Raw genomic sequence first — 24,652 nt, 5'->3', positions numbered from 1 at the left:
TCCTGACGGACTTTGACTCCTCAACAGTGGAACGGAAAGGCAATGCCTCCTAGAAGTCCCCCAGTTCGGAGGCGTACGGCGGCTCAGCGCCCGCCCGGGAGCAGGTGATCGCGGCAGCCCGCGCCGCGAACCGCAACAGCCGTGTCCAGCCGTCGGCGCCCAGTCCCACGAGCGCCTCGGTGGACAGGGCGTCCTGGGCGGCCAGGCCGTGCAACAGGGCCGCGTTCACGGTGTCGCCCGCACCGATCGTGTCCACGACGTCGACCTCCTCGCCCGGCACGGAGTGCACCGCACCGTCCCGCGTGAAGGCGGTCAGCCCGTCACCGCCCTGGGTGATCACGACGGCCGCAGGTCCCGCGGCCAGCCACTCACGCGGAGTTCCGCCCAGCCACAGCGCGTCCTCCTCGGAGAGCTTGAGCAGCGACACCGACGGCAGCCAGCTCTTGAACCGCGCCCGGTAGCCGTCCGGGTCCGGGATCAGCCCGGCCCGGATGTTCGGGTCGAGCGCGGCGAACACCCCTTGTGCGGCCGCGCTCCGCATCAGCTCCTCATAGGCGCTCGCCCCCGGCTCCAGGACGAGCGAGCAGGTACCGAAGGAGACCGCGCGGGCCCGTGCGGGCAGCGCCTCGGGCGCCGTGAAGAGCCGGTCGGCGGTGCCCTCGACATAGAACGAGTAGGCGGCCGAGCCGTTCGCGTCGATGGTGGCGACCGCGAGCGTGGTCGGCTCCATCCCGCGCTGCACGCCCGACACATCCACCCCGGCCTCCCGCAGCCCGTCGAGCAGGGCCTCACCGAACGTGTCGTAGGAGGTCCGGGAGCAGAAGGCGGTGCTGGAGCCGAGCCGGCCGAGGGCCACGGCGGTGTTGTAGGGGCCGCCGCCGAGCGCCGGCTTCAGGCTCGCGAGGGCGCCCGTGCCCTGCGGTACCAGGTCGATCAGGGCCTCACCGGCGACGACGATCACGAGACGGTTCCTTTCACGGACGTCAGGGGCTGTTCGGGACTGGCGGAGGTCAGAGGCTCGGCGGCGCCCTCGGGCTTCCCGGACCCCCGCGGCTGCTCGGCGCAGCCGCACGAGGTGCGATGCACGAAGGCGCAGGGGAGTCCCACGGTTCTGGCAGGCCGGTCCGGCGAGGCGAGACGGTCCAGCAGCACACGGACCGCCTCGGCGCCGATGTCCCTGCTGGGCTGGGCGATCGCGGTGAGCCGGGGCGAGAACAGGTCGGCCCAGGCGAAGTCGTCGAAGCAGCACAGCGCGATGTCGTCGGGCACGGACAGACCCCGGTCGCGCAGGGCACGCAGGGCTCCGATCGTCATCGCGTTGTTGGCCGTGACGAGCGCGGTGGGCGGTGCGGCGAGTGACAACAGCGCGGCGGTGGCCCGTTCGGCGCCGGCCGAATCGGAGTCGCCGTGCACCACGAGGTGTTCGTCGTGGGCGAGCCCGGCGGCTGCGAGGCCGTCCCGGTATCCGGTCAGTCGCTCGCCGGTGGTGCTGAGTCCGGGCAGGCCGGCGATCAGCGCGATCCGCCGGTGGCCGAGCCCGGCGAGATGGGTGACCAGCCGGGCCACGGGTTCGGCGCTGTCGGCGCAGACCTGATCGAAGCGCTGCGAGCCGTCCGCCGGGCTGTCGACCACCCGGTCGAGGAGGACGGCCGGCACCTTGTGGCGCCCGAGGTAGGCGAGCAGTTCACGCGGGTCGGCGGAGGGCGCGACGATCATGCCGTCCACCCGGCGTTCGTGCAGGAGCTGGACGACCTTGCGTTCATGCACCGGATCGTCGTGCGGGTCGGCGATCAGCAGGCTGTAGCCCTGTTCCAGGGCCGCGGCCTCGACGCCCTGGAGTATCTCCGTGAAGTACGGGTTGCTGATCGCCGACACCGCGAGCCCGATGGACCGGGTGCGGGAGGTCACCAGGGAACGGGCCAGGGTGTTGGGCGTGTAGCCGAGCTCGTCCATGGCGGCCAGCACCGCCTGGCGGGTGTGGGGCAGCACCGGTCGGGTGCCGTTCAGCACATGAGAGACGGTCGCCACGGAGACGCCGGCGCTCCGCGCGACATCGGCCATGGTTGCCATCGGATCCCTCCCGGTTCCGCCTGTGCCGCGTGCCTCCCTGGGCTGCGGCGGGTCTTCCGGCCGGGAACGTATCCCATTCGGAGCCGGACGTAAACGATTGCGCAAGCGTTTACGTCCTCTCCCGGGCCGCTGACGGGAACATCAAGCCGTGCCGGACCCGTCAGGCTGTGCCGTGATGAGGCCGTGCCCGGACGAGGCGGTTCCGGGATCAGAACGCGGTGGTCGGCCGTGCCGAGGAAAGGTGGGAGCGGCGTCTCACTCCCACTCCCACCCGATGCCCAGGATCCCCGTCCGCACCCGTGGCTCGACAAGGTGGACGGAACGGTGCAGGCCGCTGAGGGCCAGTCCTTGGCGGCCGCTGCGGGGCGCCGCCGCCGAGTGCTGGGCGAAGCGGTGGCAGCGGACGGGGAGGGCGCTCTCCGTGAAGTGGACCTGGAGGGCGTACTGGCCGCCCGCGAGAGGGAAGCCGCGGGCGTACTCGCGGGACACGTCGGCCGTGCCGTCCTCGACGGCGTAGCGGAAGAGGTAGGTGTCGCCCGCCCGAAGCCGCGTGCCGAAGAGCAGCTCGGCCACCAGGACCCCGGTGTCGTGGTGCCAACGGACCCGCCCCGTGCGGCAGTTCTCCAGGGCCTGCACCGTCATGCGCTCCGGCATGCACCCCGGGTCGCCGTGATGGACGGCCACGAAGCGGTCCACGCCGTCCTTGTGGGCGCGCACGATGTGCTGAGATTCGCGTCCCGCCAGCTCACGGCGTGCCCCGATGCGTACCCGCTCGTGGTGCGCGAGGGTGTGCACGCCGCAGTCGACCGGACAGTCCAGCTCGGCCAGCAGCTGTTCCAGGACGCCCGAGGCCTCCACCAGGGAGCGGTAGGAGCGAGCCGCGGGCCGCTGGAGGGCGGAGTGGGCGTCGGCCTCGGCGAGCAGCCGGATCAGGGACTCCTCCGGCAGCTGGAGTATCTCCTCCAACGCCCGTACGGCACGCAGCGACTCGGGGCGCTGGGGCCGGCGTGCGCCCTGCTGCCAGTAGCTCAGGCTGGTGACGCCGACCTTCACGCCACGACGGGACAGATGGTGCTGCACGCGCTGCAGCGGCAGTCCCCGGGCGGCTATCGCGGCGCGCAGTGCGACGTGGAAGGGGCCGCCTCGCAGGGCCGTGTCCAGTTCCGCGGTGGCGACGGCAGGGAGGTCCGCGTGCTGTGTGGCGTGCGGCATGCAGGGGCCTTTCTGTGGTTGTTCACAACGGCTGGTCGGACCGTTCGCGCAGCTCGTCGGGGCCACCCCGTCGGCACGGCAGGGGTCTTCACATCCGTACGCCGTAGTTCACGGCCCCGAGTTCCCCCGCATTGAAGCGTGTTGACCAAGTCCCGACAACACCTGATGCCCAACAGCGGTGCTGTCCGACCGAGCCGCGATGTCGTCCCGCGCCTCGCTGCCTCACGTCGCCGTGCCCGTCCCGGTGCTGCTCCCGTCGCCCAGCACCTCCCTGACGGCGTGCGCCGAAAGAGCCGATTTGGGCAGGAAGCCGTGTGCCGGGCTCAGGGAGGGCCTGGACGGCCTGTGCGAGCGGGTCGGACACGAGGTGGTGGGCCAGGCGGGTGACGCGGACGGGCTGCTGGAACGGGTGGCAGGCGAGCGTCCCGACCTCGCGATCGTCGACATCAGGATGCCGCCCGACCAGTCCCTCGAGGGCCTCAAGGGGGCCCGCACGATCCGGGGCGCCATCCCGCCACCGGCATCCTCGTCCTGTCGGCGTTCGTCGAGGTCGAGGACGACTTCATCGAGGGCTCGACCGGATCTTCAGGGGCGGCTCGGTCGTCGACCCCTCGCCGGTGCAGGAGCTGCTCTCCGCCCAGCGCCGGGACGATCCGCTGCCCGCCTCGCATCCTGGGCAGACTCCGCCTCCCGGAGGGCGGCGACGACCACCGCCGCGTCCTGGCCGCACTCGCGCCCGTTCTGGAGTCCCGCTGACCGCGGGAGCGGTTGTCCACAGCCTCGCCGGACTGTCACCCCTCGCCAGTAGGGTGTGAGACATGGCCGATCCCTCCAGCTACCGCCCCAAGCCGGGACAGATCCCGGACTCTCCAGGGGTGTACAGGTTCCGTGACGAGCACCGCCGGGTGATCTACGTCGGAAAGGCAAAGAGCCTGCGCCAGCGCCTGGCGAACTACTTCCAGGACCTGGCGGGCCTGCACCCGCGCACCCGCACGATGGTCACCACGGCGGCGTCCGTGGAGTGGACCGTGGTGTCCACAGAGGTCGAGGCGCTCCAGCTGGAGTACTCCTGGATCAAGGAGTACGACCCCCGGTTCAACGTCAAGTACCGCGACGACAAGAGCTACCCCTACCTCGCGGTGACGATGAACGAGGAGTTCCCGCGTGTGCAGGTGATGCGCGGTCACAAGAAGAAGGGCGTCAGGTACTTCGGGCCGTACGCGCACGCGTGGGCCATCCGCGACACCGTGGACCTCCTCCTGCGCGTCTTCCCCGTGCGCACCTGCTCGGCCGGCGTCTTCAAGAACGCCCGCCGCACCGGCCGCCCCTGCCTGCTCGGCTACATCGGCAAGTGCTCCGCCCCCTGCGTGGACCGCGTCTCCGCCGAGGAGCACCGCGAACTGGCCGAAGAGTTCTGCGACTTCATGACCGGCCGCACGGGTGCCTATCTGCGCCGCCTGGAGAAGCAGATGATGGAGGCGGCCGAGGAGATGGAGTACGAGCGGGCCGCCCGCCTGCGCGACGACATCGAGGCCCTGAAGAAGGCCATGGAGAAGAACGCGGTCGTGCTCGCCGACGCGACCGACGCCGACCTCGTCGCGGTCGCCGAGGACGAGCTCGAGGCGGCCGTGCAGATCTTCCACGTGCGCGGCGGCCGGGTCCGCGGCCAGCGCGGCTGGGTCACCGACAAGGTCGAGGAGATCACCACCGGCGCCCTCGTCGAGCACGCCCTCCAGCAGCTCTACGGCGAGGAGACCGGGGACGCCGTGCCCAAGGAGGTCCTCGTCCCGGCCCTGCCCGACCCGCTGGAGCCCGTGCAGGAGTGGCTCACAGGGCGCCGCGGCTCCAGCGTCTCGCTGCGCATCCCGCAGCGCGGGGACAAGCGGGCCCTGATGGAGACCGTCGAGCGCAACGCCCAGCAGGCGCTCGTCCTGCACAAGACCAAGCGCGCCTCCGACCTGACCACGCGCTCGCGTGCCCTGGAGGAGATCGCCGACGCCCTCGACCTGGACAGTGCCCCGCTCAGGATCGAGTGCTACGACATCTCGCACCTCCAGGGCGACGACGTCGTGGCCTCCATGGTCGTCTTCGAGGACGGGCTGCAGCGCAAGAGCGAGTACCGCCGCTTCCAGATCAAGGGCTTCGAGGGCCAGGACGACGTTCGCTCCATGCACGAGGTGATCACCCGCCGCTTCAAGCGCTACCTCGCCGAGAAGGAGCGCACGGGCGAGTGGGCCGACGGTGAGAACACCCTCACGGACGCACCCTCCGGCGCCGACGACGGCCTCGGCCTCGCCTCTCCTGACCGCCCCACTTCCCCCGACCCCCTCGCCGAGGCCCCCCTCACCAACGGCCTCAAGGACGACGAGGGCCGCCCCAAGCGCTTCGCCTACCCCCCGCAGCTCGTCGTCGTCGACGGTGGCCAGCCGCAGGTCGCGGCCGCCCAGCGGGCCCTGGACGAGCTGGGTATCGACGACATCGCCGTCTGCGGCCTCGCCAAGCGTCTGGAGGAGGTCTGGCTGCCCGGCGACGACGACCCGGTGGTCCTGCCCCGCACCAGCGAGGGCCTCTATCTGCTCCAGCGCGTCCGGGACGAGGCCCACCGCTTCGCGATCACCTACCAGCGGACCAAGCGCGCCAAGCGTTTCCGGTCGAGCCCGTTGGACGATGTCCCCGGCCTCGGTGAGACTCGCAAGCAGGCGCTGATCAAGCACTTCGGTTCGGTGAAGAAGCTGCGATCCGCAACAATCGACCAGATCTGCGAGGTTCCGGGCATAGGTCGCAAAACGGCCGAGACGATTGCCGTGGCACTCGCCCAGGCGGCCCCGGCCGCACCCGCCGTGAACACGGCGACTGGAGAGATCATGGAAGACGAGGAATCCGAAACGACGGCGGAGACCTCGGGGGAGCCCGTGTCCGCGGGCGCCCCGGACGAACGACGGGGGCAGGAGAGATGAGCGAGCACGAGACACATCCCACGGGCGAACGAGATCAGCAGAGCCAGGAAACACACAAGGAAACCGGCGAGGATCTCACCCAGCAGGACGCACGCCAGGAAGACGGAGCACAGGTGAGTACGGGCATCGAGACAGCCGGGGTCCCCGAAACGGCCATCCCCGAGCTGGTGATCATCTCTGGCATGTCGGGGGCCGGCCGCTCGACGGCCGCCAAGTGTCTGGAGGACCTCGGCTGGTTCGTCGTCGACAACCTCCCGCCCGCGCTGATCCCCACCATGGTGGAGCTCGGCGCCCGCTCCCAGGGCAACGTGGCGCGGATCGCGGTGGTCGTCGACGTCCGAGGCAGGCGCTTCTTCGACAACCTCCGCGAGTCCCTCGCCGAACTCGACACGCGGGGCGTCACACGCCGGATCGTCTTCCTGGAGTCCTCCGACGACGCCCTGGTGCGCCGCTTCGAATCGGTGCGCCGCCCGCACCCCCTCCAGGGCGACGGCCGCATCGTCGACGGCATCGCCGCCGAGCGCCAGCTGCTGCGCGAGCTGCGCGGCGACGCCGACCTGGTGATCGACACCTCCAGCCTCAACGTGCACGAGCTGCGGGCCAAGATGGACGCCCAGTTCGCCGGCGAGGAGGAGCCCGAGCTGCGGGCCACGGTCATGTCCTTCGGCTTCAAGTACGGCCTCCCGGTCGACGCCGACCTGGTCGTGGACATGCGCTTCCTGCCCAACCCGCACTGGGTCCCGGAGCTGCGCCCCTTCACGGGCCTGAACGAGGAGGTCTCGGCGTACGTCTTCAACCAGCCCGGCGCGAAGGAGTTCATCGACCGCTACTCCGAGCTGCTGCAGCTGATCGCGGCCGGATACCGTCGTGAGGGCAAGCGGTACGTGACGATCGCGGTCGGCTGCACCGGCGGCAAGCACCGCTCGGTCGCCACGTCCGAGAAGCTCGCGGCGCGCCTTGCCTCCCAGGGCGTGGAGACGGTGGTCGTGCACCGGGACATGGGACGGGAATGACGGGACGTACTCCGCGGCTGAGCAGGCTGCGTCGCGCGGTGCCCGAGTCACGCGCGGGGCGGCCCGTCGAGGCCCGCGGTGCCAAGCCGCGCCGCCGGGGCACCCAGCCCAAGGTCGTCGCCCTCGGCGGCGGCATGGGCCTGTCCGCCTCGCTCGCCGCCCTGCGCCGGATCACCGGCGACCTCACCGCCGTCGTCACCGTGGCCGACGACGGCGGCTCCAGCGGGCGGCTGCGCGACGAGCTGGGCGTGCTGCCGCCCGGCGACCTGCGCAAGGCGCTGGCCGCGCTGTGCGGCGACGACGACTGGGGCCAGACCTGGGCCCGCGTCATCCAGCACCGCTTCCACTCCAAGGGCGACCTGCACGACCACGCGGTCGGCAATCTGCTGATCGTCGCCCTGTGGGAGCAGCTCGGCGACCACGTCCAGGCCCTCGACCTGGTCGGCAAGCTGCTCGGCGCGCACGGGCGCGTGCTGCCCATGTCCGCCGTGCCGCTGGAGCTGCAGGCCCTGGTCAAGGGGCACGACCCGGACCGGCCCGAGGACGTCGACACCATCCGCGGCCAGGCCAACGTCGCCCTCACCCCCGGTGAGGTGCAGTCGGTGCACGTCGTGCCGCACGACCCGCCCGCCGTCCCGGAGGCCGTGGCCGCCGTCCGGGACGCGGACTGGGTGGTGCTCGGCCCGGGCTCCTGGTTCTCCTCGGTCATCCCGCACCTGCTCGTGCCCGAACTCCTGGACGCCCTCATCGAGACGAAGGCGCGCCGGGTACTCTCGCTGAACCTCGCCCCGCAGCCGGGAGAAACCGAAGGCTTCTCCCCGCAGCGTCATTTGGAGGTTTTGGGACGACACGCCCCTAAACTCGCCCTGGACGTGGTGCTGGCCGACGAGGCCGCCGTGCCCGATCGGGATGTGCTCACCGAGGCCGCCAAGCGACTCGGTGCCGCGGTCGAGCTGGCCCCGGTGGCCCGGACGGACGGGACGCCCCGGCACGACCCGGAGCTCCTCGCCGCCGCGTACGACCGTATTTTTCGGATGCATGGAAGGATCGGCCCATGGCGATGACGGCAGCGGTGAAGGATGAGATCTCCCGGCTTCCCGTCACCCGGACCTGCTGCAGGAAGGCGGAGGTCTCCGCCATTCTGCGGTTCGCCGGCGGCCTCCACCTGGTGAGCGGGCGCATCGTGATCGAGGCGGAGCTGGACACCGCGATGGCGGCCCGCCGGCTCAAGCGGGACATCCTGGAGATCTTCGGCCACAGCTCCGAGCTGATCGTGATGGCGCCGGGCGGGCTGCGCCGCGGTTCGCGCTACGTCGTGCGGGTGGTCGCGGGCGGTGACCAGCTGGCCCGCCAGACCGGCCTGGTCGACGGACGCGGCCGCCCGATCCGCGGCCTGCCCCCACAGGTGGTCTCCGGGGCTACGTGCGACGCCGAGGCCGCCTGGCGCGGTGCCTTCCTGGCGCACGGCTCGCTCACCGAGCCCGGCCGCTCGTCCTCCCTGGAGGTGACCTGCCCGGGCCCCGAGGCCGCGCTCGCCCTGGTCGGCGCGGCACGCCGGCTGTCGATCGCCGCCAAGGCCCGTGAGGTGCGCGGCGTGGACCGCGTGGTCGTCCGGGACGGCGACGCGATCGGCGCCCTGCTGACCCGCCTCGGCGCGCACGAGTCCGTGCTGGCCTGGGAGGAGCGCCGTATGCGCCGCGAGGTCCGCGCCACGGCGAACCGCCTCGCCAACTTCGACGACGCCAACCTGCGCCGTTCCGCGCGCGCGGCCGTCGCTGCCGGTGCACGGGTCCAGCGCGCCCTGGAGATCCTCGCCGACGAGGTCCCCGAGCACCTCGCCGCCGCCGGACGCCTGCGCATGGAGCACAAGCAGGCCTCCCTGGAGGAGCTGGGCGCGCTCGCCGATCCGCCGCTGACGAAGGACGCCGTAGCCGGCCGTATCCGCCGTCTGCTGGCCATGGCCGACAAGCGTGCCCAGGATCTCGGCATCCCGGGCACGGAGGCCAACCTCTCCGAGGAGCTGGCGGACAACCTCGTGGGGTGAGACGTAAAAGATCGTCAACAGGCCGGTGCCGAAGTCCACTTGGGACGTCGGCACCGGTATTTGTCTGTCTTTGCGGCACTCTTGACTGGACCGTGAAATGGCATGAGCCTGGCAGCCATTCGTCACTGTGGCGAAAGACTGCTAGGGGGGTTCATGAGACCCAGAGCGAGATCGATCCTCGCTGCCGGTGCGCTCCTGATAGGCGGAGCGAGTATCGCACCCATCGCCCAGGCGCAACCGGGAAGTTCACAAGAAACCGACCCGAACGAAGTCAAGGTCTTCCGCGCCGAGGTCACCAAGAAGCAGGTACCCCTGCTGCTGGCGGCCGGTCAGGACGGCCACGAACTCAGTGAGCAGGCGCCCGAGAAGGGCACGGCCACGGTCGAGGTCTACCTCACCGACAAACAGGCCGAGAAACTCGAGAAGCAGGGCGTCGAGCTCACGGAGCACGATCTCTCCGCCAAGGCAGAGGCCCGTACGGAGAAGGCCGCGGAGGGCGTGTACCGCCCGTACAGCGGAAGTGGGGGGCTCAAGGAGGAGATCGTCCGGACCGGGCAGGAGAACCCCGGCCTCACCAAGGTCGTCTCCATCGGCAAGACGATCAACGGCCAGGACATCCTGGCGGTCAAGCTCACCAAGAACGCCAAGAAGACGAAGGACGGCGCCAAGCCGTCCGTTCTCTACGTCTCCAACCAGCACGCGCGCGAGTGGATCACGCCGGAGATGACCCGGCGTCTGATGCACTACTACCTGGACAACTACAAGACGGACAAGCGCGTCAAGAAGATCGTCGACTCGACCGAACTCTGGTTCGTCCTCTCGGCCAACCCCGACGGCTACGACCACACCTTCAAGGACTCCAGCACCCGCCTGTGGCGCAAGAACCTGCGCGACATCAACGGCGACGGTGTCATCAGCACCGGCGACGGCGTCGATCCCAACCGCAACTTCGCCTACAAGTGGGGCTACGACGACGAGGGTTCGTCCCCCAACCCCACCAGTGAGACCTACCGCGGCGCGTCCCCGGCTTCCGAGCCCGAAACGCAGGCGATGGACGCCTTCCAGAAGCGCATCGGGTTCGAGTACGGCATCAACTACCACTCCGCGGCCGAGCTCATCCTCTACGGCGTCGGCTGGCAGGTGGCCACGGACACCCCCGACGACGTTCTCTACGAGGCCCTCGCCGGCACCCCGGAGAACCCCGCGATCCCGGGCTACCACCCGCAGGTCTCCTCGGAGCTGTACACCACCAACGGCGAGACCGACGGCCACGCCGCGAACCTCAACGGCATCGCGATGTTCACGCCCGAGATGTCGACGTGCCAGACCGCGTCGAACATCGACCCCAACGACCAGTGGAACGCGGCCGACTGCCAGTCGGTCTTCAACTTCCCGGACGACGAGAAGCTGATCCAGCAGGAGTTCGCGAAGAACATCCCGTTCGCGCTCTCCGTCGCCGAGTCCGCCGCGCGCCCCGACCAGCCGTCCTCCTCGGTGGGTCTGAAGGCCGCCGACTTCACCCCGGCGGCGTTCACCACGTCGTACTCCCGCGGCGCGGACCAAGAGGTGTCCGTCGTCGTACGGAAGTCCGTGCGCGACAAGGAGCTCAAGTACCGCGTCAACGGCGGCCGTACGGAGGACATGGCGCTGAGGCCCTGGAAGGGCGGCGAGACGTACGGCGGTGACGACAACCTCTACTTCGACGAATACCGGGCCAAGGTCGCCGACGGCGACCCGGGCGACAAGGTCGAGGTGTGGTTCACCGGCGAGACCAGGAGCGGAAAGGCCGTCTCCAGCGAGCACTTCACGTACACCGTGGCGCAGCGACCGCGCGCGGACGTCCTCGTGGTCGCCGAGGAAGGCGGCACCGCCACGCACGCACAGAAGTACGTCGACGCGCTCAAGGCCAACGGCCGCAAGGCGATCGTCTGGGACGTCGCCACTCAGGGCGCGCCCGACGCGCTCGGCGTGCTGAGCCACTTCGACGCGGTCGTCCACTACACCGGCGCCAATGTCCCGGGCAACGCCACCCAGCTCCAGCTGCGCGCCTACCTCAACGAGGGCGGCAAGCTGATGGAGGCGGGCGAGCAGGCCGGCGGCAACGTGGACCTCGGCGGCGGCAACCTGTCGAACGACTTCAGCCAGTACTACCTGGGTGCCTACTCGCGCACGTCGACCCCCGGGGCCAGCGGCTTCACCGGTTCCGGCAAGCTCGGCGGCTTCACCGGAGCGCTCGGCGACGCCACCGGCAACCCGCTCGACAAGGCCGGGACGTACGGCGTCACTTCGGACGAGCTGCCCGCCGCCACGTACCCGCAGTTCGCCAGCGCGGGCGCGGGCCAGTTCGCCGGGACCGTCAACCCGTACGGGCCGTACGCGGGCTCCTACATGGCGGCCGCCGTGCACACCGACGACGCCTACAAGCGCCTGACCAGGACCGTCGATCTCACCGCGGTGAGCGCGGCGGACAAGCCGACGCTGCGCACCCAGCTGTTGTGGGACGTCGAGCCCGGCTACGACAACGTGTTGGTCGAGGCCCACACCACGGGTGCCGAGGACTGGACGACCCTCCCTGAGGCGGGCGGCGCCACCAGCACCACCGTGCCGGCCGACTGCGAGGCCGGGTTCTACGTGGGCGAGCATCCCTGGCTGGCGCACTACCTGACCGTGGCCAACAGCGGCTGCACCGCGACCGGCAGCAGTGGCTCGTGGAACGCCCTCACCGGTGCCTCCGAGGGCTGGAAGCAGCTCGACTTCGACCTGAGCGCGTACGCAGGCAAGTCGGTCGAGGTCTCGATCAGCTACGTCAGCGACCCGGCCTTCGGCGGTCACGGCGTCCTCGCCGACGAGGCCTCGCTCGTCGTCGGCGGTACGGCGACCGGGACCGAGGGCTTCGAGACGTCGCTCGGCGCCTGGAAGGTGACCGGACCGCCCGCGGGCAGCCCGGCCGTCCTCAAGGACTGGGCGCGCACCGGGACGCTGTTCCAGACCTACGGAGCGGTCACCACGGACGACACGGTGCTGCTGGGCTTCGGCCTGGAGCATGTCGCCGCGGCGGCCGACCGCACGGCGCTCATCGGAAAGGCCCTCGACTCACTTGACGAGTGACACGCCGAGGTCAACTGTGCGCGACGCACAGTGACCGAATCGAGTGATCCGGGCTTCAAAGCAGGGCGGTCCGTACCCCTACTGGCGGGTACGGGCCGCCGTGCCGTGTATGGGACATCTGGATGTCACCGCGGCGGCCTCAGAGAGGTAGGGTCGTAGGCGGTCGGGGACATCCCAAATAGAGCTCGCCGGCACCGCATGGCCGGCGTACCAACGAGGAGATCGGTTCGTGACGATCCGCGTAGGCATCAACGGCTTCGGTCGTATCGGTCGCAACTACTTCCGCGCGCTGCTGGAGCAGGGTGCAGACATCGAGATCGTGGCTGTCAACGACCTGGGTGACACTGCGACCACCGCTCACCTGCTGAAGTACGACACGATTCTGGGCCGCCTCAAGCAGGAGGTCACCCACACCGCCGACACGATCACCGTCGACGGCAAAACCATCAAGGTCCTGTCCGAGCGCAACCCCGCCGACATCCCGTGGGGCGAGCTCGGCGTCGACATCGTCATCGAGTCGACCGGCATCTTCACCAAGAAGGCCGACGCCGAGAAGCACATCGCCGGCGGCGCCAAGAAGGTCCTCATCTCGGCTCCGGCCTCCGGCGAGGACATCACCATCGTGATGGGCGTCAACAACGACAAGTACGACCCGGCGAACCACCACGTCATCTCCAACGCCTCCTGCACCACCAACTGTGTGGCGCCGATGGCCAAGGTCCTCGACGAGAACTTCGGCATCGTCAAGGGCCTGATGACGACGGTGCACGCGTACACCAACGACCAGCGCATCCTGGACTTCCCGCACAAGGACCTGCGCCGCGCCCGCGCCGCCGCCGAGAACATCATCCCGACCACGACGGGCGCCGCGAAGGCCACCGCCCTGGTCCTGCCGCAGCTCAAGGGCAAGCTGGACGGCATCGCGATGCGCGTTCCGGTCCCGACCGGCTCGGTCACCGACCTCGTCCTGGAGCTCGGCCGCGAGGTCACCAAGGAAGAGATCAACGCCGCCTTCCAGAAGGCCGCAGAGGGCGAGCTCAAGGGCATCCTCGAGTACACCGAGGACCCGATCGTCTCCTCCGACATCGTCAACGCCCCGGCGTCCTGCACCTTCGACTCCTCCCTGACCATGGTCCAGGAGGGCAAGAACGTGAAGGTCATCGGTTGGTACGACAACGAGTGGGGCTACTCCAACCGCCTCGTCGACCTCACGGTCTTCGTCGGCAACCAGCTCTGATATCCAGAGCAGGCACCTCGATGTGAGAGCAGGGCTCGGGCGACGCAGGGACGCGTCGCCCGAGCCCTGACTCACGTGCGGATCCAACCTGTTGGATCACGAGCGTTTCCGAGCGATCACGAGCCCTTCCCAGGAGTCCCCTACATGAAGACGATCGACGAACTTCTCTCCGAAGGCGTCGCAGGCAAGCGGGTCTTCGTCCGCGCCGACCTGAACGTGCCGCTGGACGGCACCACGATCACCGACGACGGCCGTATCCGCGCCGTCCTGCCCACCGTCAAGGCGCTGGCCGAGGCGGGCGCACGTGTCGTCGTCGCCTCCCACCTGGGCCGCCCCAAGGGCGCTCCGGACCCGGCCTTCTCCCTCGCGCCCGCCGCCGCGCGCCTTGGTGAACTACTCGGTGGCGACGTCGCGTTCGCGACCGACACGGTCGGCGAGTCCGCCACGTCCACGGTCGCGGGCCTCGCCGACGGCCAGGTCGCGGTCGTCGAGAACCTCCGCTTCAACGCCGGCGAGACGAGCAAGGACGACGCCGAGCGCGGCGCCTTCGCCGACCGGCTCGCCGCCCTCGCCGACGTCTACGTCGGTGACGGCTTCGGCGCGGTGCACCGCAAGCACGCCTCGGTGTACGACCTCCCGGGCAAGCTGCCGCACTACGCCGGCTACCTCATCGCGGGCGAGGTCGCCGTCCTCAAGAAGCTCACCGAGGACGTCAAGCGGCCGTACGTCGTCGCGCTCGGCGGCGCCAAGGTCTCCGACAAGCTCGCCGTGATCGACCAGCTCCTCGGCAAGGCCGACCGGCTGCTCATCGGCGGCGGCATGGCGTACACCTTCCTCAAGGCCAAGGGCTACGAGGTCGGCATCTCCCTCCTCCAGGAGGACCAGGTCCCGGTCGTCACCGAGTACATGGAGCGCGCCGCGAAGAACGGCGTCGAGATCGTCCTGCCGGTCGACGTCCTGGTCTCCACCGAGTTCCCGGACCTGAAGACCAAGGCCCCGGCCAACCCCACGACCGTCGCCGCGGACGCCATCCCCGCCGACCAGGAGGGTCTGGACATCGGTCCCGAGACCCGCAAGCTGTACGCCTCGAAGCTCGCCGACGCCGCCACCGTCTTCTGGAACGGTCCCATGGGCGTCTTCGAGCACCCCGACTACGCCGAGGGCACCAAGGCGGTCGCCCAGGCCCTCGTCGAGTCCAAGGGCTTCACCGTGGTCGGCGGTGGCGACTCCGCCGCGGCCGTCCGCACCCTGGGCTTCGACGAGACCGCATTCGGCCACATCTCGACCGGTGGCGGCGCCTCCCTCGAATACCTCGAGGGCAAGACGCTCCCCGGCCTCGCCGCACTGGAGGACTGACCTTAATGAGCACGCGCACGCCGCTGATGGCGGGCAACTGGAAGATGAACCTCAACCACCTCGAGGCCATCGCCCACGTCCAGAAGCTCGCCTTCGCCCTGGCCGACAAGGACTACGAGGCCGTCGAGGTCGCCGTCCTGCCGCCCTTCACCGACCTGCGCTCCGTGCAGACCCTGGTCGACGGCGACAAGCTGAAGATCAAGTACGGCGCCCAGGACATCTCGGCGCAGGACTCCGGCGCCTACACCGGCGAGATCTCCGGCCCGATGCTGGCCAAGCTGAAGTGCACGTACGTGGCGATCGGCCACTCCGAGCGCCGCCAGTACCACGCCGAGACCGACGAGATCGTCAACGCCAAGGTCAAGGCCGCCTACAAGCACGGCCTCACCCCGATCATGTGCGTCGGCGAGGAGCTGGACGTCCGCGAGGCCGGCAACGCTGTCCCGCACACGCTCGCCCAGGTCGAGGGCGGTCTGAAGGACCTCCCGGCCGAGCAGGCCGAGACCATCGTGATCGCCTACGAGCCCGTCTGGGCCATCGGCACCGGCAAGGTCTGCGGCGCCGAGGACGCCCAGGAGGTCTGCGCCGCCATCCGCGGCAAGCTCGCCGAGCTGTACTCGCAGGACGTGGCCGACAAGGTCCGCATCCAGTACGGCGGCTCGGTCAAGTCGGGCAACGTCGCGGAGATCATGGCCCAGGCCGACATCGACGGCGCCCTCGTCGGCGGTGCTTCGCTGGACGCCGACGAGTTCGTCAAGATCGTGCGGTTCCGCGACCAGTGAGTATGCGGTAACGGCGATTCGTCGTACCCTTGCGGGGGTCGGGGCTTGGAATGTGAGCATGAGGCTCACAAAAAAGAGCTTCGACCCCCGTCGTCATCCGAATCCGAGGAAGTTGGTCCAGCCGTGGTTCTGGGGTTCTCCATCGCCCTGATCGTCTTCAGCCTGCTGCTGATGCTGCTGGTGCTGATGCACAAGGGGAAGGGCGGCGGCCTCTCCGACATGTTCGGTGGCGGCATGCAGTCGTCCGTCGGCGGCTCCTCGGTCGCCGAGCGCAACCTCGACCGGATCACCGTGGTGGTCGGTCTGCTGTGGTTCGCGTGCATTGTCGTGCTCGGCATCCTGATGAAGGTGAACAACTGACCGGCACGCACAATCCGTACGTAAGGCCCCATGTTCGGTACGCGCAGCTGAGCGCGGCCTATCATGGGGCTTGCGTCTTGGTGTAAGGGCTGTGTAACTCGAATCACTGGACGCGCGTTGGGCCTTACGTAGACTGAGGCGCTCGCAGCGAAGCGAAACGCCGACTCGCTTTGCGGCACCATCACGCAGGGAGTTACGACCGTGGCAAGTGGCAACGCGATCCGAGGAAGCCGGGTCGGGGCGGGGCCGATGGGCGAGGCCGAGCGTGGCGAGTCCGCGCCGCGTCTGCGCATCTCCTTCTGGTGCTCCAACGGGCACGAGACGCAGCCCAGCTTCGCCAGCGACGCGCAGGTTCCCGAGACCTGGGACTGCCCGCGCTGTGGCTTCCCCGCCGGACAGGACCGGGACAACCCGCCGGACCCGCCGCGAACCGAGCCCTACAAGACGCACCTGGCGTATGTACGGGAACGGCGCAGCGATGCGGACGGCGAGGCGATCCTCGCCGAGGCACTCGCCAAACTCCGGGGCGAGATCTAGGAGTTGAGGACCGGCCAGGTGCCTGCGGGCGCCTGGCCGGACCCGTTCGAGGCATCTGGGCCGCGCCGCTCGCGGACCGATTGTCAGTGGTGCCCTCTACGGTTTGTGTATCGATCTTTCGCATCGATGGACCGTGAGGGGGACTTGTGGCGACGGCTGAGGCGGCGGGACTGCGTGCGCCCGCGTGGCGCGGTGGGTTCGGGCGGTTGTGGACCGCCGCTGTGGTCTCGCGGCTCGGAGACGCCCTGCGTACGACCGCACTGCCGCTGCTCGCCGTGCAGCTCATGGACGATCCCCTGATCATCGCCTCGGTCACCGCCTGCGGCTATCTGCCCTGGCTGCTGTTCGGGCTGCTCGGCGGAGCCGTGGCCGACCGGGTGGACCAGCGGCGCGCGATGTGGGCGGTCGATCTCGTACGAGGGCTGCTCGTCGCCGGATTCGCGCTCGCCGTCGGACTCGGACACGCGTCGATCCCCCTGCTGCTGGCGCTCGCTTTCTCACTGACGACACTGCAGACACTGTTCGACAACGCGTCCACCGCCCTGCTTCCGTCCCTGGTGGACCGCGAGGCCCTGGGCAGTGCCAACGCCCGGCTGATGACCGGCCAACAGCTCGCGGGCGGCCTGCTGGCGGGCCCGTTCGTACCGCTGCTGCTCACGGTGGGGGCCGCCATGCCGTTCGCGGCCGACGCGGGCACCTATCTGCTGGCCGCCGCCCTGGTGGCCTCCCTGCGGGTACGGCCGCCCGAGCGAGGGCCTCGCCCGGCGGGCAGCACTCTGCGGGCCGAGATCGGCGAGGGACTGCGCGTCCTGTGGCGCGACCGGGCACTGCGGTCGGTCTGCGTGGCCACGTTGCTCTGCAACATCGGCATGGGTGCCCTGATCGCCACGCTGGTGCTGCACGTGACGCGCTGGCTGCACGGGGGCCATGCGGCGTACGCGGCGGCGATGACCGCGTACGCGGCCGGCAGCCTGGCCGGCGGATTCGCGGCCCAGCGGATCGCGCGCGGGACCGAAAGGGTGGGGGCGCTGCTGCTGGCCGGGACCGTCCAGACGGCGTCGCTGCTGCTCGCGGGGACCGTCAGACACCTGGCGGCCCTCCTGGTGGCCATGGCCCTGCTCGGCGCCATGGGCATGGTGTGGAACGTCAACCAGGTGACGCTCATGCAGCAGCGCAGCCCCGAGGCCATGGTGGGCCGCATCGCCTCGGCCTTCCGCACGGCCTCGACATCCGGTGCCCCGCTCGGTGCCCTGCTCGGCGGTGCCGTGGCCGGGGCGTTCGGGCTCAACGCGCCCGCCCTGCTGACCGCGGTGCTGTTCGCCCTCGCCGTCACCTCGTTGATACCGACGCGCAAGGCGGACGTACCTGTTGTTGCGCCGGACGACGACGCCACGACGGGTCACGCCCCGCGCTGATCAATTAGGTTGGAACAGCTGGGACAGGCACGAAAGAAGGCTGAAGTCGGACATGAACGCAGACGGCCGTACCAGGCTCAACCGGACGCCCGAGTGGACCGCGCTGGCCAAGCACCGCGAGGAGCTGGGCGAGGTGCGGCTGCGGGAGCTGTTCGCCGCCGACCCGGGCCGCGGTGCGGGGTACACGCTGCAGGTCGGCGACCTGCACATCGACTACTCCAAGCATCTGGTCACCGACGAGACGCTGCGGCTGCTGCGCGAGCTGGCCGCCGCCACGGACGTGTTCGGGTTGCGGGACGCCATGTTCCGCGGCGAGAAGATCAACACCACCGAGGACCGCGCGGTGCTGCACACCGCGCTGCGCGCGCCGCGTGACGCGGTGATCGAGGTCGACGGGGAGAACGTCGTCCCGGCTGTGCACGCCGTCCTCGACAGGATGGCCGGCTTCGCCGAGCGGGTTCGCTCCGGCGCCTGGACCGGCCACACCGGCAAGCGCATCAGGAATGTCGTCAACGTCGGCATCGGCGGCTCGGACCTCGGGCCGGCGATGGCGTACGAGGTGCTGCGCAGCTACACCGACCGCGACCTCACGGTCCGCTTCGTGTCGAACGTCGACGGCGCCGACCTGCACGAGGCCGTCCGTGATCTGGACGCTGCCGAGACGCTGTTCGTCATCGCCTCCAAGACGTTCACGACGATCGAGACGATCACCAACGCGACGTCGGCGCGCAACTGGCTGCTGGGCGAGCTGAAGGCGGGTCAGGAGGCGGTCGCCAAGCACTTCGTCGCCCTGTCGACGAACGCCGAGAAGGTCGCCGACTTCGGTATCGACACGGCCAACATGTTCGAGTTCTGGGACTGGGTCGGCGGACGCTACTCGTACGACTCGGCCATCGGGCTTTCGCTGATGATCGCCATCGGCCCGGACCGCTTCCGGGAGATGCTCGACGGCTTCCGGACCGTCGACGAGCACTTCCGCACCGCGCCCGCCGAGGCCAACGTGCCGTTGCTGCTGGGCCTGTTGGGCATCTGGTACGGCAACTTCCACGACGCCCAGTCGCACGCGGTGCTGCCGTACAGCCACTACCTGTCGAAGTTCACGGCGTATCTGCAGCAGTTGGACATGGAGTCCAACGGCAAGTACGTCGGCCGGGACGGGCGGGAGGTCGACTGGCAGACCGGGCCGGTCGTGTGGGGCACTCCGGGCACCAACGGGCAGCACGCGTACTACCAACTGATCCACCAGGGGACCAAGCTGATCCCGGCGGACTTCATCGGCTTCGCCGAGCCGGTCGCCGAGATGAGTGACGAGCTCAAGGCGCAGCACGACCTGTTGATGGCGAACTTCTTCGCCCAGACGCAGGCGCTGGCGTTCGGCAAGACGCCGGACGAGGTGCGTGGTGAGGGGGTGCCGGAGGAACTGGTGACCCACAAGACGTTCAAGGGCAACCACCCGACGACCACGATCCTCGCGCACGAGCTGACCCCGTCGGTACTCGGCCAGCTGATCGCGTTGTACGAGCACAAGGTGTTCGTGCAGGGCGCGGTGTGGAACATCGACTCCTTCGACCAGTGGGGCGTCGAGCTCGGCAAGGTCCTCGCCAAGCGTGTCGAGCCCGCGTTGACCGAGGGCGCCGACGTGCCGGGTCTGGACGCGTCGACGAAGGCGCTCGTCGCCAAGTACCGGGAGCTGCGCGGCCGACAGTGACCGGGGACGTCGGAGCGGGCGGCGCGTTGTCGTCCGCTTCCCGTAGACTCCCTCGTTGATCATGGGCACGATCACTCGGGGGAGTGCAAGTTGACACATCCACAAGGGAGTTGGACCGGCGGCGCGCTGACCGCCCGGTCGTTCCTGAAGCCGCATCATGTGGCGCGGGCGATGTTCCATCCGACCTGGATCCCGGAGTCCCTGGACCCGTCGGTGGACGCCCTCAAGCGCGTGCGGGTCATCGCGGGCGCGGTCGCGGCGTTCGGTGTCTACACCTTCGTCGAGGGCGGCTTCGCCTTCGACGAGATGCTCGACAACGCGGCCACCGCCTGTGTCGTCCTGCTGTTCATCACACCGCTCACGGTCGGCGTGATGCTGTACCTCTGGCAGCGCTCCGGCGCCGGTACGGCCGGGCAGCTGCGGGAGCCGCTCGTCAGGTCGCTGAAGTTGCTGCTGCTGTTCGTCGGCTCGGCGCTCGGGACGGTGCTGATCTTCCAGTTGGGCGGCGCCCTCGGGACGCTCGGGAGCCTGCTGTTCAGTCTTGTCGGCCTCTGGATGGGCTTCTTCGTGATCGCCGGTGCCTACCGGATCTCGGGGAACTTCTTCGGCACGGCTGCGGTGCACCGCTGTCTGCCGCCGCTGCTGGCCACCGTGACGACGTGGTTGATGGCCATCCCCGATCTCGTAACGGGTGACCTGCACGGCCTCGGCCTCGCCATGGGCGTCTTCTTCATCCTGGGCGCACCGGTGACGGTCACCGGGATCGCGCTGCTGGAGATGAGACGGCTGGAGCAGCGGTACGGCATCCGGCTCGCGGCACACCCGGCCACGCTGCCGACCCCGACCCCGACCCCGACCCCGACCCCGACACCGCCGCCACCGTCGTACGCCCCGAACGGCTTCGTGCCGCCGCAGTGCAACCCGTACGCGCCGTCCGGGAACCCCTACGGCACACCCCCGCAGGGCAACCCCTACGCGCCGGGCCCGCAGAATCCGTACATGCCGCAGCCGCCGCATCACCCGCAGCAGCCCCACGGCCACGGCCCCTACGGCGGCTGACCGCCCGAAACGCGCTAGCCCAGCCGCTCGCTCAGGCGACCGCGCTCAATGTGTCCGCGAGTCGGCGGCGGGCCGCGCGGGAGGCGGGGACGGCTGCCAGGGCGGCCGCGCCCGTGACCGCCGCGGCGCCGAAGAGGAGCAGGAGAGCGGCGGACGGGCCCTGGGCGATCCCGGCGCCGATGCCGCTCGATCTGCCCTGGGCGTCGATCAGCCAGTGCGCGAGGGGTGTGCCCAGGGCCGTACCGATGACGACCGCGGCCAGGGCGGTGCAGGTCGTGGACATGACGGTGATCGCGGTGATCTGGCGCGGGGAGAGGCCGATGGCCTTGAGGGCCAGCAGATCGCGCTCGCTCTCGCGGACGGTGCCGCCGATCGCCGTCAGCAGTTCGATGAGGCCGATGAGGGCCAGGACCGCGATCAGGCCCACGACCACGCCGCGCAGGGGGGAGAGGCCGTCGGCGGGGTTCGGGACGGCGTGCACGTCCAGGCGTCCTTGTCCGGCGGTGGTCAGGCGGTCGGCGACCTGTTGCGGGTCCGCGCCGGGGCGTAGCCGCAGCTCGTAGAGGGTGGGGCCGAGGTCCGGGTCGTTCTCGCGGAGGGTGTCGAGGGAGGTGGAGATGACCCGGCCGGCGTTCTCCGGCTCGATGCTGCGGCCGACGATGTGCAGGATCTGCGGCTGGTCACCGACGGTCATGCGGACCCAGTCGCCGACCCGCACGTCCAGCAGGTCGAGGAGCCCCTGCCCGGCCACCGCCTCGTCGCGACCCTGTGGTGCGCGGCCCTCGGCGAGGGCGTACGGGTAGGGGTCCTGGTGGGTGCCGAGGCCGCGCAGGGCGATGGTGGCCGTCTGGCCCGGGACCAGCGCGGCCACCTCGACGCCCGGGTAGGCGGCGGCGACCTGTCGGTCGCGTTCCAGCAGCGTGCGGGCCTCCGGGTCGGCCAGGCCCGAGTCGGCGCGGGCGGTGAGGGCGGTCGGCAGTCCCATCTGGTCGGGCCTGCTGTCGAAGCGGTCGATGGTGGTCCACGCGCTCATCGCCACCACGATCAGCAGCAGGGGCAGCGCGAGCCGGGCGACCGTGGCCAGCGACCGCGGACGGCGCGTGAAGGCCCGGTGCCAGCCCAGCACCAGCGCGGGCGGCAGCCGCAGTCCGAGCGCCTGCCGGGCCGCACCGGAGAGCCGCCCACCGGGCGGAGCCGCGGGCCGGGGCACCGGAACCGGAGGCACCCGCCCCGCACGCCATGCCGCGAGCCCCGTGGTCGCGCCGATGAGCAGCACCGCGCCCACCGGCACCACGAACAGCGCCACGGTGTTTCCGGGCAGCCCCTGCCACACCCCGACCGCGTCCCCGAGCCGGCCAGGGATACGGCTGCCCAGGGCCTGGATGACGGACGCCGCGGCCACGGCGCCCAGGAGCGCGTAGGCGAGGTGCTGGAGCAGGAAGACACGGACCACCTGGCCCGGGGTGAAGCCGATCGCCTTCAGCACCGAGATGTCCCGCAGATGGCCGCGGATCCGGGTGCCGATCGCGCCGTGCACGGCGAGCCCGGCCGCGACCAGCGCGCCCAGCCCGAACAGGCCCAGCACCTGCCCGAGCAGCCGGTTGTCGCCCTGCGCCTCGGAGCGGGCCTGCTTCCAGGTGGAGACCTCGCTGACCGCGCCGGCGCCCAGTACGGTCACGGCGCGCTGCACGGCGTAGTCGGTGTCCTCGGGGTCCGTCAGGCGCAGCCCGATCACCTCGCCGCCCGGGTCGCGCACGGCGGACGGCGACGCCCAGACGAGCCCCGGCTGCTCGCCCGCCCGGTAGCGCGGCTCGGCGCTGTCGGCGATGCCGAGGACGGTCAGGGTCCGGGGCGAGCCGGTGGCGGTCCCGCCGTCCGTGCCGGTTCCGGTGCCGTTCCCCGTGCCCGTGCCGGTCCCGCCGGCGGGCAGGGTGAGGGTGTCGCCGGGTGCGGCCAGGAGGGCGCGGGCCAGGCGGGTCTCCAGGACGACGCCGTCGGGGGTCGCGGGATCCAGCCAGCGGCCGGAGGTCAGGAGCGGGCGGCCGACGGTGGGGCGTTCGGGGGTGCCGCGCAGCTCGACGGAGGCGCGGGTGCCGCGGGCGGCGAGGGTGGTGGACGCGGTGGGGTAGGGGCCCGCGACGGACTCGACGCCGTCTAGTTCGGCCAGTTGCCCGGTGTCGGCCGAGGAGCCGGTGTGCAGCCAGACGTGCGCACCGTGTGCCTGGGTGAAGACGCGCTGCCAGGGGTTGGTGGCGTAGCCGAAGAGTGCCGTGGCCAGCAGCAGCGACACGACGATCCCGGCCGTGGCCAGCACGAGGAACAGTGCCTCGCCGCGGTGTGTCCGCAGATCGGAGTGCGCCCAGCGCAGGGTGGCTCGCATGGCCTCAGCCCCTCGGCCCGGACACCGGACGGTGGTCGTACACCCGCATGTCAGTCCTTGAGCTCCAGCACACCGGAGATCCCGCCCCGGCGCGGCGGCGCGGCGGCGTCCAGTGTGGCGTCGTCGGCTATCCGGCCGTCGAAGAAGCTGATCACCCGGTCCGCGGCGCTCGCGAGACGGGCGTCATGGGTGACCAGCACGATCGTCTGGCCGCGTTGGTGGAAGCGGGACAGCAGCCGCATCACCTCGCGGGTGCCCTTGCTGTCCAGGCTGCCCGCGGGCTCGTCGGCCAGCAGCAGCGGGGGACGGTTGACCAGGGCCCGGGCCAGCGCGACCCGCTGCTGCTCGCCGCCGGACAGTTCGCCCGGCATGCTCCGCTCCTTGCCCGCGAGCCCCAGCTCGGCCAGCAGTTCCGTCCGCTCGGCGCGCGCCCGCTTCGGCGGGACGCCGGCCAGCAGCGCGGGAAGCTCGACGTTGTCGGCGACGGAGAGGTCGGAGACCAGGTTGAAGAACTGGAAGACGATCCCGATGCGCTTCCTGCGCTCCACCGCCCAGCGGGCCTCGCGCCACGCGTCCGCGCACTCGCCGTCCAGCCAGATGCTGCCGCTGTCGGGCCGCTGCAGCCCGCCCAGCAGATGCAGCAAGGTCGACTTGCCGGCCCCGGACGGACCGGTGACGGCCACGAACTCCCCCCGCCGCACGGCGAGATCCACACCCCGCACGGCATGCGCCGGGGCGCCCTCGCCGCGATGCGTCTTGACCAGGCCCTCGGCACGCAGCACAGGGCTCTCGGCGCGCGGCACAGCGCTCTCGACACGCGGCACCGGGCTTTCCGCGCCCGGCTCAGGGCTTCCCGCGCGCAGCTCAGGAGTGGAATCCTCGCTCACTCCAGCTCCTCCAGCTCTTCCTGGCACCGCTCCAGCCAGTCGAGGTCGGCCTGCAGATGCAGCATCGCGCCCTCTATCAGCAGGTGGGCGATGCGGTTGTCCCGGTCCTCGGCGGCGGCCAGTTTCGACAGTTGACGCATGGTGTTCAGGTACTGCCGCCGCTGCTTGTTGATCAGGGCGACCTGGTCGGCGAGGCCGCTCTGCGGGGCGAGCGCCAGCTTCATGAAGAACTCGTCCCGCACCCGCGGCTCGTCCTCGGGCTCCTCGAACCAGGCGCGCAGCGCCTCACGCCCGGCGTCGGTGAGGTGGTAGACCTTTTTGTTGGGCCGGCTGGACTGCTCGACGTCCTCGCCCTCGATCAGCCCTTGCTTCTCGAGACGGCCGAGGGTCACATAGATCTGGCCGACGTTCGGCTGAGGGTACGCGGAGCCCAGCGTCTGCTCAAGGTCCTGCTTCAGCTCGTAGCCGTGCGCCGGGCCGCGTGCCAGCAGTGCCAGGAGGGGCAGACGCACTCGTGCTCTCCTCCC

Annotated in this window: 19 protein-coding genes; 13 read left to right on the top strand and 6 right to left on the bottom strand. The window is 70.4% G+C overall.

All coding sequences use genetic code 11. From position 1 onward, the window contains the following. Positions 1-49 precede the first annotated feature (49 nt). The 3 genes from ABD932_RS07840 to ABD932_RS07830 all read right to left on the bottom strand — a co-directional run bounded on the left by ABD932_RS07840 (position 50) and on the right by ABD932_RS07830 (position 3,282). A complete protein-coding gene (locus ABD932_RS07840; protein ID WP_345009997.1) occupies positions 50-961 on the bottom strand; it encodes a carbohydrate kinase family protein in 912 nt (303 codons plus the stop codon). Then, a complete protein-coding gene (locus tag ABD932_RS07835; RefSeq protein ID WP_345009995.1) occupies positions 958-2,070 on the bottom strand; it encodes a LacI family DNA-binding transcriptional regulator in 1,113 nt (370 codons plus the stop codon). Before ABD932_RS07835 ends, ABD932_RS07840 begins: the two co-directional genes overlap by 4 nt. 255 nt (positions 2,071-2,325) lie before the next feature. Continuing rightward, positions 2,326-3,282, bottom strand: coding sequence for a hypothetical protein (locus tag ABD932_RS07830; RefSeq protein ID WP_345009993.1), 957 nt, complete (start codon positions 3,280-3,282; stop codon positions 2,326-2,328). Between the two features lie 818 nt (positions 3,283-4,100). Between ABD932_RS07830 and uvrC the strand changes: the two genes are divergently transcribed. The 13 genes from uvrC (at position 4,101) to ABD932_RS07765 (ending at position 20,858) form a co-directional block, all read left to right on the top strand. Beyond that, a complete protein-coding gene (gene uvrC / locus ABD932_RS07825) occupies positions 4,101-6,239 on the top strand; it encodes an excinuclease ABC subunit UvrC (RefSeq protein WP_345009991.1) in 2,139 nt (712 codons plus the stop codon). After that, positions 6,236-7,252 carry an RNase adapter RapZ gene (rapZ, locus tag ABD932_RS07820; RefSeq protein WP_345009989.1) on the top strand — a complete coding sequence of 339 codons (1,017 nt, stop codon included), beginning with the start codon at positions 6,236-6,238 and terminating at the stop codon, positions 7,250-7,252. Before uvrC ends, rapZ begins: the two co-directional genes overlap by 4 nt. Next, positions 7,249-8,316, top strand: a complete 1,068-nt coding sequence (locus ABD932_RS07815) for a gluconeogenesis factor YvcK family protein (RefSeq protein WP_345009987.1) — start codon at positions 7,249-7,251, stop codon at positions 8,314-8,316. Before rapZ ends, ABD932_RS07815 begins: the two co-directional genes overlap by 4 nt. Then, a complete protein-coding gene (gene whiA / locus ABD932_RS07810; RefSeq protein WP_345009985.1) occupies positions 8,307-9,296 on the top strand; it encodes a DNA-binding protein WhiA in 990 nt (329 codons plus the stop codon). The genes ABD932_RS07815 and whiA overlap by 10 nt, the downstream gene beginning before the upstream one ends. A gap of 153 nt (positions 9,297-9,449) precedes the next feature. After that, positions 9,450-12,404 (top strand): M14 family metallopeptidase, encoded by a 2,955-nt coding sequence (locus ABD932_RS07805; protein WP_345009983.1) that lies wholly within the window; start codon positions 9,450-9,452, stop codon positions 12,402-12,404. 229 nt (positions 12,405-12,633) lie between these two features. After that, on the top strand, positions 12,634-13,641 hold the full coding sequence (gene gap / locus ABD932_RS07800; RefSeq protein WP_126391134.1) for a type I glyceraldehyde-3-phosphate dehydrogenase: 1,008 nt from the start codon (positions 12,634-12,636) through the stop codon (positions 13,639-13,641). A 144-nt stretch (positions 13,642-13,785) separates the two neighbouring features. Next, a complete protein-coding gene (locus ABD932_RS07795) occupies positions 13,786-14,997 on the top strand; it encodes a phosphoglycerate kinase (RefSeq protein WP_345009981.1) in 1,212 nt (403 codons plus the stop codon). 5 nt (positions 14,998-15,002) lie between these two features. Beyond that, on the top strand, positions 15,003-15,779 hold the full coding sequence (gene tpiA / locus ABD932_RS07790) for a triose-phosphate isomerase (protein WP_345009979.1): 777 nt from the start codon (positions 15,003-15,005) through the stop codon (positions 15,777-15,779). A gap of 123 nt (positions 15,780-15,902) precedes the next feature. Next, positions 15,903-16,139: a preprotein translocase subunit SecG gene (secG, locus tag ABD932_RS07785; RefSeq protein WP_031121198.1), complete on the top strand. Its 237-nt coding sequence runs from the start codon at positions 15,903-15,905 to the stop codon at positions 16,137-16,139. 201 nt (positions 16,140-16,340) lie between these two features. After that, positions 16,341-16,676: an RNA polymerase-binding protein RbpA gene (locus ABD932_RS07780; RefSeq protein WP_003976875.1), complete on the top strand. Its 336-nt coding sequence runs from the start codon at positions 16,341-16,343 to the stop codon at positions 16,674-16,676. A gap of 146 nt (positions 16,677-16,822) precedes the next feature. Beyond that, positions 16,823-18,091: an MFS transporter gene (locus ABD932_RS07775; protein WP_345009977.1), complete on the top strand. Its 1,269-nt coding sequence runs from the start codon at positions 16,823-16,825 to the stop codon at positions 18,089-18,091. A gap of 52 nt (positions 18,092-18,143) precedes the next feature. After that, the gene (gene pgi / locus ABD932_RS07770) at positions 18,144-19,799 is read left to right on the top strand and encodes a glucose-6-phosphate isomerase (protein WP_345009975.1); all 1,656 of its coding nucleotides are present in this window, start codon (positions 18,144-18,146) and stop codon (positions 19,797-19,799) included. 90 nt (positions 19,800-19,889) lie between these two features. Beyond that, positions 19,890-20,858 carry a hypothetical protein gene (locus ABD932_RS07765; RefSeq protein ID WP_345009973.1) on the top strand — a complete coding sequence of 323 codons (969 nt, stop codon included), beginning with the start codon at positions 19,890-19,892 and terminating at the stop codon, positions 20,856-20,858. A gap of 31 nt (positions 20,859-20,889) precedes the next feature. On the opposite strand, the gene ABD932_RS07760 is transcribed toward ABD932_RS07765, so the two are convergent. The 3 genes from ABD932_RS07760 to ABD932_RS07750 all read right to left on the bottom strand — a co-directional run bounded on the left by ABD932_RS07760 (position 20,890) and on the right by ABD932_RS07750 (position 24,637). Then, positions 20,890-23,238: an ABC transporter permease gene (locus ABD932_RS07760; protein ID WP_345009971.1), complete on the bottom strand. Its 2,349-nt coding sequence runs from the start codon at positions 23,236-23,238 to the stop codon at positions 20,890-20,892. Between the two features lie 50 nt (positions 23,239-23,288). Beyond that, on the bottom strand, positions 23,289-24,041 hold the full coding sequence (locus ABD932_RS07755) for an ABC transporter ATP-binding protein (RefSeq protein ID WP_345010480.1): 753 nt from the start codon (positions 24,039-24,041) through the stop codon (positions 23,289-23,291). A gap of 80 nt (positions 24,042-24,121) precedes the next feature. Continuing rightward, positions 24,122-24,637, bottom strand: a complete 516-nt coding sequence (locus ABD932_RS07750) for a PadR family transcriptional regulator (RefSeq protein WP_126391121.1) — start codon at positions 24,635-24,637, stop codon at positions 24,122-24,124. Positions 24,638-24,652: the final 15 nt, after the last annotated feature.

The organism is Streptomyces shaanxiensis (assembly GCF_039537145.1).
GTDB classification, from domain to species: Bacteria; Actinomycetota; Actinomycetes; order Streptomycetales; family Streptomycetaceae; genus Streptomyces; species Streptomyces shaanxiensis.
Note: the sequence above shows the minus strand (reverse complement) of the source record. Positions and strands in the feature narration are given on the sequence as shown.

Excerpts from the sequence above, each read along its gene's own strand:
- rapZ (WP_345009989.1), top strand. The coding sequence starts at position 6,236 with ATGAGCGAGCACGAGACACATCCCACGGGCGAACGAGATCAGCAGAGC.
- pgi (WP_345009975.1), top strand. The coding sequence starts at position 18,144 with ATGAACGCAGACGGCCGTACCAGGCTCAACCGGACGCCCGAGTGGACC.
- ABD932_RS07795 (WP_345009981.1), top strand. The coding sequence starts at position 13,786 with ATGAAGACGATCGACGAACTTCTCTCCGAAGGCGTCGCAGGCAAGCGG.
- uvrC (WP_345009991.1), top strand. The coding sequence starts at position 4,101 with ATGGCCGATCCCTCCAGCTACCGCCCCAAGCCGGGACAGATCCCGGAC.
- ABD932_RS07835 (WP_345009995.1), bottom strand. The coding sequence starts at position 2,070 with ATGGCAACCATGGCCGATGTCGCGCGGAGCGCCGGCGTCTCCGTGGCG.
- ABD932_RS07805 (WP_345009983.1), top strand. The coding sequence starts at position 9,450 with ATGAGACCCAGAGCGAGATCGATCCTCGCTGCCGGTGCGCTCCTGATA.
- ABD932_RS07760 (WP_345009971.1), bottom strand. The coding sequence starts at position 23,238 with ATGCGAGCCACCCTGCGCTGGGCGCACTCCGATCTGCGGACACACCGC.
- whiA (WP_345009985.1), top strand. The coding sequence starts at position 8,307 with ATGGCGATGACGGCAGCGGTGAAGGATGAGATCTCCCGGCTTCCCGTC.
- ABD932_RS07830 (WP_345009993.1), bottom strand. The coding sequence starts at position 3,282 with ATGCCGCACGCCACACAGCACGCGGACCTCCCTGCCGTCGCCACCGCG.
- ABD932_RS07815 (WP_345009987.1), top strand. The coding sequence starts at position 7,249 with ATGACGGGACGTACTCCGCGGCTGAGCAGGCTGCGTCGCGCGGTGCCC.
- tpiA (WP_345009979.1), top strand. The coding sequence starts at position 15,003 with ATGAGCACGCGCACGCCGCTGATGGCGGGCAACTGGAAGATGAACCTC.